Annotated in this window: 13 protein-coding genes and 1 other RNA gene; 8 read left to right on the top strand and 6 right to left on the bottom strand. The window is 28.2% G+C overall.

The window, feature by feature from the left end; translation table 11 throughout:
* Positions 1–6: 6 nt before the first annotated feature.
* The 4 genes from QZ306_RS04545 to QZ306_RS04560 form a co-directional block, all read right to left on the bottom strand.
* A complete protein-coding gene (locus QZ306_RS04545; protein WP_295161632.1) occupies positions 7–1,941 on the bottom strand; it encodes a methyl-accepting chemotaxis protein in 1,935 nt (644 codons plus the stop codon).
* Between the two features lie 169 nt (positions 1,942–2,110).
* Entirely contained in the window at positions 2,111–3,511 is a 1,401-nt protein-coding gene (locus QZ306_RS04550; protein ID WP_295161633.1) for an MATE family efflux transporter, read from the bottom strand.
* 112 nt (positions 3,512–3,623) lie between these two features.
* Positions 3,624–4,151, bottom strand: a complete 528-nt coding sequence (locus QZ306_RS04555) for a hypothetical protein (protein WP_295161634.1) — start codon at positions 4,149–4,151, stop codon at positions 3,624–3,626.
* Positions 4,152–4,205: 54 nt separating this feature from the next.
* Positions 4,206–4,757: a hypothetical protein gene (locus QZ306_RS04560; protein ID WP_295161635.1), complete on the bottom strand. Its 552-nt coding sequence runs from the start codon at positions 4,755–4,757 to the stop codon at positions 4,206–4,208.
* Between the two features lie 242 nt (positions 4,758–4,999).
* Here QZ306_RS04560 and lepB point away from each other — a divergent pair, with 242 nt between their 5' ends.
* The 6 genes from lepB to QZ306_RS04590 all read left to right on the top strand — a co-directional run bounded on the left by lepB (position 5,000) and on the right by QZ306_RS04590 (position 10,572).
* A complete protein-coding gene (gene lepB / locus QZ306_RS04565; RefSeq protein ID WP_295161636.1) occupies positions 5,000–6,049 on the top strand; it encodes a signal peptidase I in 1,050 nt (349 codons plus the stop codon).
* A gap of 9 nt (positions 6,050–6,058) precedes the next feature.
* Positions 6,059–7,702: a hypothetical protein gene (locus QZ306_RS04570; protein WP_295161637.1), complete on the top strand. Its 1,644-nt coding sequence runs from the start codon at positions 6,059–6,061 to the stop codon at positions 7,700–7,702.
* 20 nt (positions 7,703–7,722) lie between these two features.
* Positions 7,723–8,787 carry a tRNA preQ1(34) S-adenosylmethionine ribosyltransferase-isomerase QueA gene (gene queA / locus QZ306_RS04575; protein WP_295161638.1) on the top strand — a complete coding sequence of 355 codons (1,065 nt, stop codon included), beginning with the start codon at positions 7,723–7,725 and terminating at the stop codon, positions 8,785–8,787.
* A gap of 172 nt (positions 8,788–8,959) precedes the next feature.
* Positions 8,960–9,286: a YbjQ family protein gene (locus QZ306_RS04580; protein ID WP_295161639.1), complete on the top strand. Its 327-nt coding sequence runs from the start codon at positions 8,960–8,962 to the stop codon at positions 9,284–9,286.
* A gap of 15 nt (positions 9,287–9,301) precedes the next feature.
* A complete protein-coding gene (locus QZ306_RS04585; protein ID WP_295161640.1) occupies positions 9,302–9,973 on the top strand; it encodes a TIGR00730 family Rossman fold protein in 672 nt (223 codons plus the stop codon).
* 11 nt (positions 9,974–9,984) lie between these two features.
* On the top strand, positions 9,985–10,572 hold the full coding sequence (locus tag QZ306_RS04590; RefSeq protein WP_295161641.1) for a hypothetical protein: 588 nt from the start codon (positions 9,985–9,987) through the stop codon (positions 10,570–10,572).
* A 92-nt stretch (positions 10,573–10,664) separates the two neighbouring features.
* Here the strand turns inward: QZ306_RS04590 and QZ306_RS04595 are convergent, their stop codons facing one another.
* Positions 10,665–11,636 carry an HTH domain-containing protein gene (locus QZ306_RS04595; RefSeq protein WP_295161642.1) on the bottom strand — a complete coding sequence of 324 codons (972 nt, stop codon included), beginning with the start codon at positions 11,634–11,636 and terminating at the stop codon, positions 10,665–10,667.
* A 488-nt stretch (positions 11,637–12,124) separates the two neighbouring features.
* Here QZ306_RS04595 and QZ306_RS04600 point away from each other — a divergent pair, with 488 nt between their 5' ends.
* A complete protein-coding gene (locus tag QZ306_RS04600; protein WP_295161643.1) occupies positions 12,125–15,211 on the top strand; it encodes a DEAD/DEAH box helicase in 3,087 nt (1,028 codons plus the stop codon).
* A 714-nt stretch (positions 15,212–15,925) separates the two neighbouring features.
* Here QZ306_RS04600 and rnpB read toward each other — a convergent pair.
* Positions 15,926–16,266, bottom strand: an RNA gene (rnpB, locus tag QZ306_RS04605) — RNase P RNA component class A.
* 184 nt (positions 16,267–16,450) lie between these two features.
* Between rnpB and QZ306_RS04610 the strand changes: the two genes are divergently transcribed.
* Positions 16,451–17,926 (top strand): 4Fe-4S dicluster domain-containing protein, encoded by a 1,476-nt coding sequence (locus tag QZ306_RS04610; RefSeq protein ID WP_295161644.1) that lies wholly within the window; start codon positions 16,451–16,453, stop codon positions 17,924–17,926.
* The last annotated feature ends 29 nt before the right edge of the window (positions 17,927–17,955 follow it).

The raw sequence follows: 17,955 nt of genomic DNA on the forward strand, positions 1-17,955 counted from the left end.
TTCCTCTTACATAACCTTAGAATATTCATATACTTTATTTTCTAAGTCGCCTGTATACTCTAAGAATTTTTTCATTTCATTATTAAGCTTGCCTGTTATAGATTCCAAATCATCGGAAGTAGCTAAAAGCTTATTCATATCGCGCATAAGATTTTTTATTTCAATATTTTCTATAGACGCTTTTTCAGATATATTTATAATATAGCCGTTAATTTCTTCTATTTTATTTTTAATATTTAAAAAGTCATTTTCTTCATTTACAATAATACTTGTCATATTAGATACAGACTCATGCATTTTATCTGTACTTTTTATTATATTCATATTGAAATCGTTTTGTTTTTCCATATTTTTATTAAATTTATTAAATCTTTCATAATGAATCGAAACTTCTTCCAGTAATGAAGATATATTATTATTAATGCTGCTGTTTGAATAATTAAATTTTTTAAATATATCCTCTATTTTAAATAATAAACTCCTCATTCTGTTTGTCGCCTTATAAGTTTCATTTACAAGTTCAGAAACTTCCTTTGATACTACAGAAAAGTTATTATACCATTCTCCCGATTTAGAAGCCTGTATGCTTGAGTTTATTGCAAGAGTTTTAGTTTTATCGTACATATTTTCCATAAAAGATATAATTCTATTTATTTGAAAGCTTAATTGACCAAAACTTTCAGATTTACGGAATTCCTTTGTAAAATTTAGTTTTTCCGTTTCTATTTTTTTATTCAAATCTTCAAACATGCTTATCATATTTCTGCTTTGATTTTGCAGACTGTATATTTTTTCTATCGATTCGGATAATTTTTTGTTTGATTCTTCAAGCGTTTTTTTCTGCAGTTCTACAGAAGCCTGCAAATCAGGATATGTTTCTATTAATTCATTTATTTTTTCTATATTTATTTTACCGTCATTTATTTGAAAATTTTCTATGGTAATAAATTCATTGGTATAATCTATAATTCTATTTATATCCGTTTTCAAATTATTAATAGTAGAGTAAGTATTTTCTACTTTGTCTACCAAATGATTAACAGACTGAGAAAAACTTTCTTTTAATTCGGATAATTTTTCAGATGTATTTATAGCTGTTCCAATTATTATAGAATCCTGAGCCTTTATACTTTCCAAATCATAAGACGGAGTTGTTTTTTTATATACTGCTGAAATAAATCTTATTACGGATAAATATATTATTATAACATTAAATACTGCATAAGCTAATGTGATTCTGCTGAATGTCAGTTTATTAAAAAATAAAAATCCGCTTGAATATTTTGTATAAATTGATATTCCGTTGAAATCATCAAAAAAAGATATAGATATTATAGATATTAATATCAGTAAAGTTATATTTTCTTTGATTTTTTTATTAACCAGTATTTCATATAAGAATGCGCATATTATAATAAAATAATATATTGTGAATATAAAATCTCTTAATATATAAATTGTTCCTATTTCGCCTCTGCTTTTTATGCTGTTTTTCATAGTATCATTTAATGTAGTCATTGCTTCTTTTGTTACTATAAAAAGCTGAGGATATAATAGAGCTACGGCAATTAATAGTATAAGTATGAATACTGCTGCTATATATAATTTATCCAATATAAAATGAAATTGCTCACTCAGCTTTAATTTATTTTTTATATACATCATCCAAGGAATAATTGTCAGAGAAAGCGCCAGCTGTTCAAATTTATATAAATTGGGGGCTAGCTCATTATTCGGACTGTATAGAGAAGTTATAATATTTAAGGCTTCTAATGCGGAAAATATAAAGCATAGAAACCCTATAAACATAATAATAGCCTGAGTTTCATCATAGAGCTGAAAGTATATATAAGTATATAATATTATACCAACTATTGATATAATAGTGGCTATAACAGGAATACCCAATTCTAATGTTATAAGAGAGAAAGTGTAATTCATAAATCCTCTATAAATAAAATAATCTATAATTAAATTATAGTTATATATTATAAGTTAATTTTAATATATTAAAAGCAGAAAATTAACTAAAACACCGTTTATATAATCGGAATTAATTTATTAACTATTTACTTAACTTAATAATAATTTTTATATTTTGATGACTGTATTAATCCGTAAGTTTTTTTACCCATCTCTCTTTTTTAAGCATTATAGTGCCTATAGTTATTTTAACAAAGTCCGTTAATTTTGCTATACCGAACATGGCAACGGGACCTGCAGAAGTAAATTTAGCAAGTATTAAAGCTAAAGGCGCAAACATTAATAATGATACAGGAACATCAACTGCAAATCCGAATAATGTATCTCCTCCCGCTCTTGAAACTGCAAATTGAGCATTAATATATGTCCATACTGGCATGTAGCATGCTATTAATATTACCAGATTTCTTGTAATAGCCTGAGCATCAGCCGTAAGTTTAGAGAATATAATAGGTATTAATAAAGCAGACGACATTTGAATTAATCCTACGGCTAATCCCGCTATTACGGATCCGTTTAATATCCATTTGGCTTTATTTTTTGCATCTTCCAATTCTCCCCGTCCTAAAGTTCCGCCTACAACTACCATTGTGGAAACAAATATGCCTTGAAAAACTAAATAAAATATATTGGCTATTGTAAATCCTGAAGCCATGCCTGCAACTGTTTCCGCACCTCCTCTGCTGTTATAAAGAGCCGTCATAAACATTTCGCTTAATCCCCAGCTTATTTCGCTTAAAAATATAAGACTTGATTTTTTAAGCATAGAATAAAACACATTAAATTTTACTTTTAATATTTCCCTGCTTCTTACATAAAATTTTTCTTTATGAAGCTTTATATAGGCTATAAATAAAATCATTTCTATTATTCTTGCTGTCAGCGTTGCAATCGCAGCCCCCGTTTCTTCAAGTCTAGGAGCGCTGAAATTTCCGTATATAAGTATATAATTTCCGATAGTATTTAAAATGGTGGCTATTACAGATATTATAAGAGGAATATGCGGTTTTCCTATTTCCCTGTATGAAGAACCTATAGCCCCTGATATTGATATAGGTATAAATGTAAATGCTATTATACGCATATATTTTGTACTTGATACAAGTATTTGTTCCTGAGCCGTATTGCCTTTAGTCATAAGTTTCATAAATATTTCAGGATTAACAGTCATTAGTATCATATAAGAAATTGATATTATGAGAGGAAGAATAATTTTAAATCTGAAAGCCTGCTGCATTCCTTCTTTATTATCGGCGCCGTTATTCTGAGCCATATATATTCCGCCTGCGCCGTAACATGTATTAAGTATAACAATATATATAAAGTTTAATTGATTTGATACATTTACAGCAGCCATTTTTATATCGCCGAGCTCTGCCACCATAAAATTATCTATTAAGGAAACCATTCCCATTATAAGCTGCTGAAGCATTACAGGTACTGCAATAGATATGCATAATTTATAGAAGTCAAAATTACCGAATAATTTGTTTTTATCACTGTAAAATTTATATGAATTAGTATTCATAAACAACCTCTTGGATATGATGAAAAGATTTATAAAACAGTGACGAAAATATACAGCTATTTTAATATTTGTCAATATTATTTATGCGTATTTTTTATAATTATAATAAATATTATTTTGATAATAAAGTTTTCATTTCGGTATATAGTTTTAATAAATTATTTGCTGTCTCTTCAGGTACGGTATAATTTTTAAAACCTTCGGTGGTTTCAACCCTTACAGCTTTTAAAATAGAGAGATTATCTATCTTATTTTCCGCCTGTATGCTGTAGCTTCTGTCAATATAAGCCGTGTCCATAAAGTATATTGAAGCGCCATATATTACTTCTGTATCTGTTTTAGGGGCTAATGATTTATAATTAAGCTCTGCATACTTTTCACCGTCAAATTTTAATATTATTTTATTATCTTTAGAAACATTAAAAGAGCTGTCTCTTACATACTGAGCTTCTATTATTATATTATCGCTGCCGCTTATATTCTTTAATCTCAGCCTTACGGAAGAAGACCAGTCATTAATTGATATATAGTCCGTTTGATAAAATTTCTCTCCGTAAAAAGAATCTTCTATTAAATGTACTTTTGCAGCACATGATGATAAAGAAATAATTATTATGAAAAGCTTAAGTATTTTTTTCAATATTTCCTCCAAAATATTTTATTTGATAGTAGAAATATACGCAAAGCTTACTATTTATTCATACAATCTTTTATACCATTCTGTATCGCCGATATTTTCTTTCATAATTTCTTTTAATCCTTTTAAATTAAAACCAGCCAGTAATTCATCAGAATCTCTGTAGTATAAATCACATTGCGAAGAATCTGATAATATTTTTATTAAATTATTAACCGTTCTGCCTGCTCCTCTCACAAGCTTATCATCGCCTCCAATACAAATAGCGTTTTTTGAATCACTTATTTCAGCTATGTTATTTTCGGATATATTATAGTTAATACTGCTTCCTGAATTTCTTTTTATTTTTAAATAATAATTATTGTCAAGTTCTATTTTATCACTATAAATAAAAACTGCCGCTATAAGATCATTGTTATAAGCGGCGCTAAAATCATCAACTAATTGTATATCGACAGCTATAGCTATTACTGATTCTTTATCCGAACTAATATTATTAAAAATATAGAAATCAGACGATGTATCTAGAGAATCAATTTCAACTTCCCACTTTGCAAATATGCTGGCTGAAAATATAAAAAATATTAAAATAGTAAAAAACTTTTTCATAAATAAACTTCCTGAAATTTTATATATATATTTTTAAATATACACTTATATAATAGCAAATTAAATTTTTGCTTTAATTATCTAAACTATATACTGCATAATTATTTTTTACAAGAAATTTTTTATATTAAAATTATAAAGTAAGCTATTATTATAAAAATTACCAGTTTATATAATTGCTATTTTAATGATTTTATTATATACTTATAAATCAATATTTATTATCGGAAGGGGTTAATTAAATGGAGAATCCTATAAAAAATATTACTGAAACTATAGCGGGGGAGTTCCGTAATTTTAAGCATACCTTAAAAGAAATATTATATGCAATAGTTATTGTGCTTCTTATAAATACATTTTTAATACAGAATTATCAGATTCCCACAGGCTCTATGATACCTATCATAATGCCGGGAGACAGACTTTTTGCAAACAGATTTGTTTACGGCGTGAAGCTTCCTTTTACAGACGGGCTTTTAGGATACAGGCTTCCAAGAATAAAATCTCCTCAAAGAGGTGATTTGGTGGTATTCAGAGCTCCTCCTTCGGCTTCTTTCGGATGCGAATCCTCAATGCCCTATTATGAACCTTCTTCTTTGGTGCAGTTTTTAAAGCTTCCTGTTATGATATTTTCTCTTACCCCTTTTACTTGGGACCCTAGATTTCTTCTTGCGGATTATATAGGAGAGAAGCTTACGGGAGGCACTCATTTGGCGCCTGCTCCTTTATTTTTTGGGCTTAAGACTGTGGATTTGGATCCGAGAAAAGAATTTGTTAAAAGAGTTATAGCATCTGCAGGGGAAACGGTTGAAATCAGAGAGAAAAAAATTATTATTAACGGAAGCGAAATAGAAGATAAATGGGGATATTTTTTCTATGGAAATGACAGAGATTTTGTACCTATTATAGATATATACGGACCTATTTATGTACCTAAAAAAGGAGATATTATAATATTTAGAAAATTAGAGGATAGAGCGGATTATTATAATGATATTAGTTCTTTTGAAGTTCATGTAAATGATCAGATAGTAAGCGATGATTTAAAATTATGGTATTGGATGAATATATATGTTCCTAATACCAAAGACAGACCCGATGAATATATATATAATGTTCCTGAAGATTATTTCTTCGTTATGGGAGATAACAGAGATCAAAGCTGCGACAGCAGAATGTGGGGACTTGTTCCGTACAGATATATAAAAGGTCAGCCTATGATTGCTTGGATACAATCTAAAAGACCTAATGATGTACCTCAGGGTTTCTTTAAATACTTTATAATAAAATAAGAATGCAGTATGTATGATCAAATTTCTAAAGATACTTTAAAAGAATTATTAAAAATTTGGAAGGCTAAAAATACTGAAGATTTAAAAGTAAAATCTTCTTCCATATCAATGGTATCTTTTAAATTTTTTATTTTATCTAAAGAATCCAGAGATATTATACTTTATATACTGAAAAATGAGGATAAAGAATTAAATTCTATAGATATAGCTTATTCTCTTAAATATAGCCAGAAACAGCTTCCTGTATTTTTTAATCATATAGAAGATATAAAAAAATCAGGTCTTTTATATTTAAAGATAAAGAGAAGGAAACTTAACTCTCATGATGATACTTTATATTTTCTGCCTAATGTTAAATCAATAATAGAAAGCATTATTTTTAAAGATGATATAAAAATTCCTTATTATATTGATAATACTTATACAGTAAATACTTATAAAAAATATCTTAATAAAATTATTCATATATATGAAAACGGAAATATTATAGAATACAGCAAATCAAAAATAGATGATAATGAATTGTTTATTTTATGTAAGGCTAATATTATCTGCATTTATTTTTATAAAAGCAGCATTCTCATTCCTTATGTCGCTGTTAATAATAAAAATGTTTTGGAAAATTTAGATAAAAATCTTAAAGATAATATAGAAAGTTCTGTATTTATATATAATCATTTTAATATATTAAATGATATTGATGCTTTTATATATGAATGCGATGCACAGAAATTATCTGCAGAAGATATTCATATAAATTTTTTAACTAATAATTTAGAATCAAATAATATAATAAATATATGCTCAAAATTGAATTTAATTAAAATTGATAATAGAGGATATATTTCTTTAGAGTATGATAATATAAAAAGTTATTTATCCGATTCTATAGAGAATAGAAGAGATTTTATATTAAAAAATATTTATAAAAATTATTCGGATTATTATAAAAATATTCTTTCAATTATAGAAAATGAAAGCATGTCAAAATCAGTATTATTTATAAAATTTAAGGAAATATATAATAATTCTGTAAACGCAGAAGAATATAATAATATAATATATTCTATGTTTATGCTTGGAGTTGTTGAGGCATCTTTTTATGAAAATGCTATATTGGCAGTTAGGAATGCAGCTTATGACGGAAACAGCTTTAGAAGAGCTTTTATTAACAGTAATTTTGAATTGACATTGATTAATCATTATTTGTTTTCCAATAATTTTATCTATATGTGCAATTTGTATTTTGATTTGGATAATAGGGAAACGGTTTATACTTATTCTATGACGGAGGAAAGCATATTAAGAGGAAAGACTATAATAAATGATACTAAATCCGAATATTTTTTTGATAATTTCTTAATTGTATTAAAAGATATATTATCTGATAATAATGTTGAAATGCCTAAGCATGTTGAGGCAAGCATAAGAAGATGGTATGAAAGGGGGGTTATTTCTTATGTATATGATAATGTTACATTTATTATTATAAAGGATTCAAATAAGCTGGAAGAAATAATATACGAGGCTAAGAGAAAGGGAATTATTATAAAGAAGATAAGCGATGAATATGCATTGGTAAAATCTGGCGCAGCAACTAAAAAAAATCTTACTAAGTTTCTAAGACAGAGAAAGATAATAGTAACATTCTAAAAAATAAGCGGTGAAATATTATGACGGACTATCTTAATAAAGAAGCATATAATTTTTATTTACCTGAAAACTTAATAGCAGCCGAGCCTAATTATAAAAGAGATAAATGCAGATTGATGACTTTAAATAGGAATACGGGAGAGATTGAGCATAAAATATTTTCAGATATTATTAATTATATGAATAAAGATGATGTTTTAGTATTAAATGACAGCAAAGTAATACCAGCAAGAATATATGCTAAAAAAAACACAGGCGGAAATGCAGAAATACTTCTTATTAATAAATTAAATGATGATGAAAGTTTTTGGCAATGCCTTATAAAAGGTAAAAATATTAAAGAACATGATATTTTATATTTAGATTATAATTGTATTAATATTGAAGCTTCAATAGAAAAAGATAATATATCAACAAAACTTATAAAATTTTCTAAGCCTCTTACAAGCAGTATTTTGGATAATATAGGCAGAATTCCTCTTCCTCCTTATATAATACAAAGAAGAAAGAAAAAAGGTATGGAGGAGTATAATAATAAAGATAAAGAGTTTTATCAGAATGTTTATGCAGAAAATGACGGCAGTATTGCTTCTCCTACATCAGGACTTCATTTTACAAAAGAGCTTTTAGATAATATAAAGTCTAAAGGAATTATTATCTGCTTTATTACTTTGCATGTGGGATTTTCAACTTTTAATCCTCTTAAAGAAGATAATTTGCTTAATCATATTATGCATAAAGAGAAGTTTATGATACCTGAAAAAAGCTGTGATATAATAATAAATGCCAAAAAAGAAGGCAGAAGAGTTATATCATGCGGAACAACCGTTGCAAGAGTATTAGAAAGCGAATATCATAATTATGATTTTAAAAGATTAGAAGGCTATACCAGTATATTTATTTATCCACCTTATAAGTTTAAATGTGCAGACGCTTTGATTACCAATTTTCATACGCCTTATTCAACGCTTCTTGCTATGGCAGGCTCCTTTGGAGGATATGATAATATTATGAATGCATATAAAAAGGCTGTAGAAAATAATTATATGTTTTTTTCATACGGCGATGCTATGTTTATATATTGAATATTTAGTAATTTTTTTTAATTAAATCTTTTTTTAATAAGTATGTATGCATCTTTATTATTTATTAAATCCTAAAATATATAAATTGTCTTCTGTAATAAAAATTATTTAAGTGCATAAATCTATTTCCGATAAATTAACATAATATAAAATATAAATAAGGAGAATTGAAATGAACTCTGAAATTAAAATATTCAGTGTTGACTATTTGCCAAGCAGCTGTAATTATGAATTATTAGGATTAGTTAAAGGCAATATAGCTCAGTCTAAGCATATAGGTAAAGACTTTTTAGCTGGATTAAAAAATATAGTCGGAGGAGAAGTTGGAAGCTATACGGAAATGATAAGCGAAGCCAGAGAAACGGCTACAAAAAGAATGCTGGAAGAGGCTGAAAAATTAGGCGCCAATGCAGTAATAGGAGTAAAATATTCATCTTCATCTGTGATGGAAGGAACTACTGAAGTTATAGCTTACGGTACAGCAGTAATTATAAAATAGGGAAGAGATATATTAATGAGAAGAGAAACTTATGAATTGCAAAACTCCGATATGCTAAGCGAATCTTGGAGAATATTCAGGATAATGGGGGAGTTTGTAGATGGATTTGAAACTATGTCAAACTATAAAAATGCCGTTACAATGTTCGGAAGCGCAAGAACCAAAGAAGATCATCCTCACTATAAATTAGCTTATGAAACTGCCAAATTATTAGGCGAAAATAAATATGATATTATAACAGGAGGAGGTCCCGGTATAATGGAGGCAGGAAACAGAGGGGCTTTTGATGCTAATGCAGAATCTGTAGGTTTATGCATAGAACTTCCTTTTGAGCAGAAAACAAATCCGTATGTAAAAGAAGAATTAAAATTCAGGTATTTTTTTGCAAGAAAGGTTATGTTCTTAAAATATGCTAGGGCGGTAATAATATATCCGGGAGGTTTCGGCACAATGGACGAGATGTTTGAAACTTTAACTCTGATACAAACTAAAGTTATTCAAAGAATACCTATTATAGTAATGAATTATGATTATTATACGGATCTTGCTGAGTGGATAAAAAAAGACATGCTTAAAGAAAGCTATATAGATGATGAGGATTTAAATTTGATACAATATGCAGAAACTCCGAAGGATACTTTAAATATAATAAACTCTTTTCATAGTTCCGTAAATAATATCAAATAAAATATATAAAAATGAAATATATAGTAATAATTTTATTAACTGGTATTAATATCGTATTTGCTCAGATGCCCGAATTATTCTGCTTAAACGGTTATAAGGATTTAAAATTCGGAATGAATATTGAAGAAGCGGATAATAAAATTACTAATTATAACTTAAATGTATATGCTGATTTTTTTGAATCACTTCAATTAAAAAACAACACTATTTTAAATATATATAAAAATGATACTGAAAAATTGGCATATTATCTATATTTCTATAATAATCAGCTTTACAGAATAGAAATTTGCAATCATATAGGCGATATATATAATAAACCGTCATTTTATAATCCTGCAGCAATGGCGGATATTGATAGTATAAAAGAAAAACTAATATTTAAATATGGAAATATTACAAAAACGGATATAAAAAATTATTCATTTAATAAAAATCCATTTGAAGAATATATATTATGGTGGTCATCAGATTTGGCAAGCGTTTCTTTATATATTAAGCCTGATTTAGATACTTTAAATAAAGTTATGAAATATTATTCATATAGGATTTCTTTTTATGATGAGATAAAAATAAAAGAAATATATTCTTCCGAATAAGCTTATCAAAAATAAATAAAGCATATATTTATTTAAATCATTTAAGCTTAATGATATTCTATAGCTTGTCTTTTATCTTCTTTCTTTTTATTTTATTTATTAGGATTATTGAATCTTCCTTTGTCTATCAAACTTGATATTATATGATTTTTAGATTTATTTTTGGCTTCTAAAATTTCATTAACATCATTAATAAAATCTTGAAACTGTATGTTACAGCAAAGTTTATGCATAGTATCTATATCTAAATAGTTTCTTTTTTTGGCTGAAAATAATATCTCTGAATCTTCAGGATTATCATAATTTAATTTTATTATACCAACTCCAAAAGACTGATTTAATCTTTTTATTTCTTCCATTAAATCTATATCATTTTCATCTATTTCCATAGCAGCAAGCCAAGCCTCATTAGCCCATCCTGAATTTGATAATGCCTGAAAATAATATTCTGTCAAACTTCCAAGTGTGAGTTTTAATTTTAATTCATAAGCATAAAGCTCTGTAGTTGGTACATTTATATGATTGAATAATTCCAAAACTGATTTATTGATATAATCTTTGAATGTAACAGCCACTATATCAGGAGTACCCCATTTCATTTTGCCTTTCAAGTTAATATTGGAAGCATTAGCATTTATAGTTTTAGAATATATTTTCATTGAGTCTAAATATTTTGTGAGAGGTATATGTAAATCTTCTTCTAATATATTTTTATTTGTAATTGTATTTTCAATGATATCTTCTGATTCTTCTTCGCTTAAATTATTAATTTCATTTATTAAACTTTGATCGGAGTTATTATTTTTGCTCTTTAATAAAAACTTTCCTTTTCCAACCTTAACAAATATTGTAGTATTAGGATTATATTTGATATCTTTATATATTCTTGAACCAATGCTATGTTTTGGACTTATACTCATTTTAAAATCTGGATTATTTTGTTTACCTGCTTCTTCTATTTTTTTGTCATAACCTAGTTCACAGGCTTTCTCCCATATCTCATCAAGTTTCATAGGAACATCACTTTGCTCTAAAACTTTTTTTGCCGCATCATAATATGTCATAATTAACTCCTAAACCTCATCGTCATATTATAACATATTTATATAAAAATTCAACTAATTATAATATGCTTTTTTCTGGCATAATATTTTTGATTCTCTCTTTGATTGTAATATGTACTAATGATGAAATCAATCTCTTATTATTATAAAAATTAGTGTAATCAGATAATTTCTGCTTATTAAATTTATTCATAGAAGTTTTAAGATTTAAGAATCTTTTTTAGAAAGATATAAATATTTTTCTCCTTATAATGTTTTCAGAACTATGAATAATTTAAGTTTTATGCTATACTTTTGTTTCATAGCAGTATCCTTATAATTTTTGAGCAAGAATATTATAACAAGTATACTGCTTTTATACCCCAAAAGTCCAATAAGTATGGCTCCTAAACATTTTTATACATTATACAATATTGACTTTTTTAATAATTCTATTATTATAAAAGCCGTTAAAAAAATAATGTGTAAAAATATAGTAAGGTTATATTATGAATGCTAGGGGTAAGTCCAAAAAGAAAATCAAAGAGAATGACAGTCCTTTTTTAAACTTAAATGCTGATTCCGAGAAACAGGAAAAGGCTTCTATTAAAACCATAGCAAACAGCGTTATTATTACAGAGAGTGATAATAAGCGTATAGACAGAAATAAAAAAGAATATGACTTAGAAATATCAGATGCTTCCCGTAAAGATTGGCTTTATTATACAAGATCTCCCTTAATGAATAATTACAGAGATAATCTTTACAGAGAGTATTACAGCTTATCGGTGCTTTTATCTTTAAGGGGAGATAATAACAATGAAATAACACTTGGACTTTCTTTAAAATTAATAGATTTAGAAAATAAAAAAGAATACAGAGCGGGGGAGCTCGAGAGTTTTTTATTTTCATGCGTTGTCGGAAGCAGACAGACTATAGAATATAATGAGAAAATAATAGAACTTGAGGATTTCAGCAAAGCGGAAGCAAAATTAATAAGATTTTTAAATAATTTGTATGCCGATGCAAAGCAAGTGCAGGAAAACGGCAAATTATGGTTTAAAGATTATGATGCTTATCAATGTCTGAAGCTTTTAAAAGATATTGCTAATATAAGGCTTGAAAGCAGGGTTATAACATTCAGCGATGAAGTTCTTAATCTGCAGCTGGAAAGCTTTTATAGTGAAGAAAAGAATTTAATTCTTAATTTGTCAATTAAAGATGTTGATTTAAATAGAGTATATGCATTCGGAGAAAACTGTCCTTTTATATTATATAAAGATATATTTTATGAAACTAATCCTTCATATCCGAAAATAAAAAAAAATATATTTAAAGACAGTATAATTGTAAAAAAAGAATATATAAAAGATTTTTGCTCAAGGGTTCTTCCTAACTTAAAAAAAGATTTTAATAATATAGAACTTCCTAAAGATATTAAAGAGAATGATATATTATCGTTTCCAGCTCAGGCATTGCTCTTTTTGGATTATGATGGTGCTAATGTGTTTTCAACTATTAAATTCAAATACGGTCCTTTTACAGTAGATCCTTATTCGGGTAAATTTACAAGCGGAAATATGTTTGACCATGAGGTTTCGGAAATTTACAGAGATAGCGAAAAAGAAGAATATTTCTGCAGAACATTATCAAAATATTTGGATAAAGTAGGAGATTATACTTTTTCAACCTCTGATGATGAAAAAATATTTTATTTATGCTACAAAATACTTCCGTATCTTCAGGACAGAGGCTGGACTTGCTATTACAGCGAATCTTTTAAATCTCTGAAATTAAATGTTAAGCCTTTAAAAATGAGAGTTTCTTTAACTAAAGATATTAACTTTTTTGAGATTAATTTTTCTTTTGAAGGAGTTAAAGAAATACATGATTTATCGGATATTATAAGAGCCGTAAAAACCGAAAATAAGGAATATATAAGACTTCAGAACGGTTCATTTGTTCCTATAGATTTGGAAGTAATTGATTATATTGCCAAGATGTTTAAAGAGAATCCTATAGAACAAAAGGAGGATAACAGATATTTGCTGCCTATGTTCAGCGCTCCTTATTTTGCTGATATGCTTGAAAAACACAGCGGCATAGAATTAGATTTAGACGACAATGCTGCTGATTCTATAGCCAATATAAAAAAAGTGGATTATGATGAAAAGCCTCCTGAAACTATAGTAGGCGATTTTAGAAGCTATCAATTAGTCGGGTATAAATGGCTTAGAAAATTAGCCGACATGTCATTAAACGGTATACTTGCCGATGATATGGGTCTTGGAAAGAGCTTTCAGACTATAGCTGCAATATTAAAAGAAAAAGAAAACGGCATCAGTCTTACTTCTTTAATAGTAGCTCCAACCTCATGCGTTGCTAATTGGGAATGCGAGATTAAAAAATTTGCACCTTCTCTTGAAGTTATAGTTTTATCCGGCAATTTAAAAACAAGAATGAAAAAGATTAGAGCTGTAAGCAATTATGATGTAGCTGTAATATCATATTCTGCATTAAGACGAGATGTAAAAGCATTAAGCGTCAATCAGTTTAATTATTTAATACTTGATGAGGCTCAGCATATAAAAAATGCCAATACTCAGAATGCTAAAATGGTAAAAAGCTTAAAATCATTGAAAAGGCTTGCATTAAGCGGTACACCTATAGAAAATAGTATAAGCGAGATGTGGTCTATGTTTGATTTTCTTATGCCCGGATTTTTAGGCAGGTATAAGGATTTTGCAGAAAATTATGAAGCTCCTATACTTGCAGGATTGGACAGTTCAAGCGAGGCTTTAGATAATTTAAAAAATAGAATAGCGCCTTTTATATTAAGAAGATTGAAAAACGATGTTCTTAAAGATCTGCCTCCTAAACATACAGTAGTAAGCTACTGCGATTTAACAAAAGATCAGAAAGAACTTTATATGTCTATACTTGAAGCGGCTAGAATAGAAATATTTGAAACTGTAAAAAGAAAAGGCTTTGCCCAGTCGCATATAGAAATATTTTCAGCATTAACAAGATTAAGACAGGTATGCTGTCATCCTAAACTTATGCATAATGATTTGAGAAAAGAGAGTCATACAAGCGGTAAGTTTAATATGTTTATAGAGATGATAAGGGAAGCTGTTTCAGGCGGGCATAATGTATTGGTATTCAGTTCTTTTACAAGAATGCTTAATATTATGCGTATTGCTTTCAAAAAATTGGCAATAGATTATTTTTATTTAGACGGTGCTACAAAAGACAGAATGGATTTAGTGCATAGATTTAATAGAGGAGAGGCTCCTATATTTTTGCTTAGTCTAAAAGCCGCAGGCACAGGACTCACTCTAACTAAGGCTGATACAGTCATGCATTATGATTTGTGGTGGAATCCCGCTGTTGAAGATCAGGCTACAGACAGAGCATACAGAATAGGGCAGAAACGCATTGTAACTAATTATAAGCTTATTACAAGAGGTACTATAGAAGAGAAAATACTTGAGCTTCAAAATAAAAAGCGTTTATTGATTAATACGGTTGTCGGCGATTCTATGACTGATATTAATAAATTAAGCTGGGAGGAGGTAAAGAATCTTATTAATTAATATATGCTGAAAGTTTTTAAAATATTTTATTTATTTTTGTTTCAGGTTATTTTATAAAAAATAATATAAAATATAATTTACTTTTTATTATATTTTTATATAATTATAAAATATAATAAAAATATTTGTTCAAAGATTTTTATTTTTTTAAATCTCTAATACAGCAAAATTAAAGACTGATATTTTTCGGTATATAATAATATATATAATAAATTACAGTAAAAAAATTATAAGATTCATCTGCTAATATCTATTAAAATAATTATTATCGGAGCTTACTTATAAAAAAGCTGTTTTTAATTATGTTAATTGCATATTGTTATATGAAAGTCTCTATGATTCTAATAAATAAAAAAGCCTGCTAATCCAGATATATCTCTTAAAGGTATTTGGACAGGTTCAAGGAATGGTAAATATTTATCTTCTATAAAAGAGTTTGAATGGCTCAGCTGTTATTCATACAGATTTCATAATGATAATTTAATGGGATATTATTCTATCAGAAAAAAGTATAACATAAAAATGACAAGATATATATTTGCTTATATTTTAAAAATAGAAAAAGATAAGCATTATTATAAATAATATAATAATAGATACGATGATTGGAAAGAATTTAATTTAGAAAAAATAGATGATTATAATTATAAATGGTGTTGAGTTAAAAAGAAATTAGAAATTTATAAAATAAATTGTAAATTATAGAACAAATAAAAAATAAGCGGAACTGTAAGCCGTATTCTGTCATTTAAGGTAAACATTTATCTTGTCATTATATCACTACAATGCTTTAGCGAGCCACCTGAAACTTGGGAAAAGGGCTATCCGTTTCTGTTTGCTCTTGCCTCTCATGGGGTTTGCAATGCCATTTATGTCGCCATAAATGCGGTATGCTCTTACCATGCCTTTTCACCCTTACCAAATCGGCGGTATATTTTCTGCTGCACTTTCCATAGGCTTTCGCCTTCAAGCCGTTAGCTTGCATGATGCCCTTTAGAGGTACGGACTTTCCTCGGTATTAGCTGCTTAAATACCGCGTTTACCCGCTCCGCATATTTAATTACTTTATTATAAAAATTATAAAATGTCAATCTTATTTTTTATTAAAATAATATTTTATCAGAGTTTTAAAATTTTGTTTGTATTTTTATTTCTTGAGTATATGTTTTATGCTTGAAAAAAATCGTCTGAATATTATAATATATATAAAATTTATTATAAAAAATTAGGAGGATAAAAGTGAATATTAATAATAATGCTTCTCAGTTAAAAAAAGATATATTTGTAAAGATAGCATTAATGTTTATTGAAGACAGATTAATAGAAGATATTGATAAACTGCCTATAGAAATAATACCTAGAGACAGCAAATCTATAAGATGCTGTATTCATAATGATAGAGAAATCATGAAAAACAGAATAATGGCAATACTTGGAATAAGCATAGAAGGCAAGGAGGACAGCGGCATATCTTTATCGGAATATGCCAAATTAGCATTGGATAGGGATAAGCCCACTTGGCCTATGCTTACGGTATTTGATGAGGCATGTAATGCCTGCGTAAGAGCCAATTTTATGGTTACAAATGCTTGTCAGGCTTGTTTAGCAAGACCTTGTATGGTAAATTGTCCTAAAGATGCAATAACTATATTAGATGAAAGAAGAGCTTATATAGACAGTAATAAATGCATTAACTGCGGATTATGCTTAAAAAATTGTCCTTATCATGCTATTATTTATATACCTGTTCCATGCGAAGAATCTTGTCCTGTAGGCGCAATTAATAAAAATGAATATGGGAAAGAGGTAATAGATTATCATAAATGCATATTCTGCGGAAACTGCATGAGGGAATGTCCCTTCAGTGCTATAATGGATAAAGGGCAGCTTATCGATGTTTTAAAGCATTTAAAAGATGATGAAAAAGTTAATGTAATGTATGCGCCTTCCATAGCTTCTCAATTTAATGCTAAGCCAGGACAAATTAAAAGCGCCTTATTAAAGATAGGATTTAATAATGTATGGGAAGTTGCTTTAGGAGCCGATATCACTTCAGATAAAGAAGCGGCTGAATTTGAGGAGAGAATGGAAAGAGGTGATAAATTAATGACAACTTCATGCTGTCCTGCTTATGTTAAAGCAGTAAGAAAACATGTACCTGAATTAATAGATTGCGTATCTGAAACCAGAACACCTATGCATTATACCGCAGAGATGATGCATAACGAATATCCTGATGCGGTTAATGTATTTATAGGACCTTGTCTCGCTAAGAGAAGAGAAAGCATAGATGATGATTTAGTAGATTATTGTTTATCAATGGAGGAGCTTGAGGCTTTATTTATAGCTACAGGTACCGATGTTTCTAAAGAACCTGATCTTGAAATTGAAAATATTCCTACCGCTTCGGGAAGAAAATATGCAGTAAGCGGAGGAGTTGCTGATGCTGTAAAAGTAAGATTAAAACATCCTGAAAAATTAAAAGCCGCAGTTATTAATGGTCTTGATAAAGAAGGTATGAAGCAGCTTAAAGGCTACGGAAAAGTTCAATCGGGCGAGACTCCTATTAATGATGATACGCCTAATCTTGTGGAGGTTATGGCTTGCAATGGAGGATGTGTCGGAGGTCCTTGCGTAGTTAAAAATCCTAAGGCTGCGGCTGTTCAGCTGCAAAGATATGCCTCAACCGGCCTAGAAGTAAAAAGGCAAAAGTAAAAAAGACTGATATATATTTATAATTATTA

It is taken from the genome of uncultured Brachyspira sp. (assembly GCF_910588665.1).
In the GTDB taxonomy this organism is placed as follows: Bacteria; Spirochaetota; Brachyspiria; order Brachyspirales; family Brachyspiraceae; genus Brachyspira.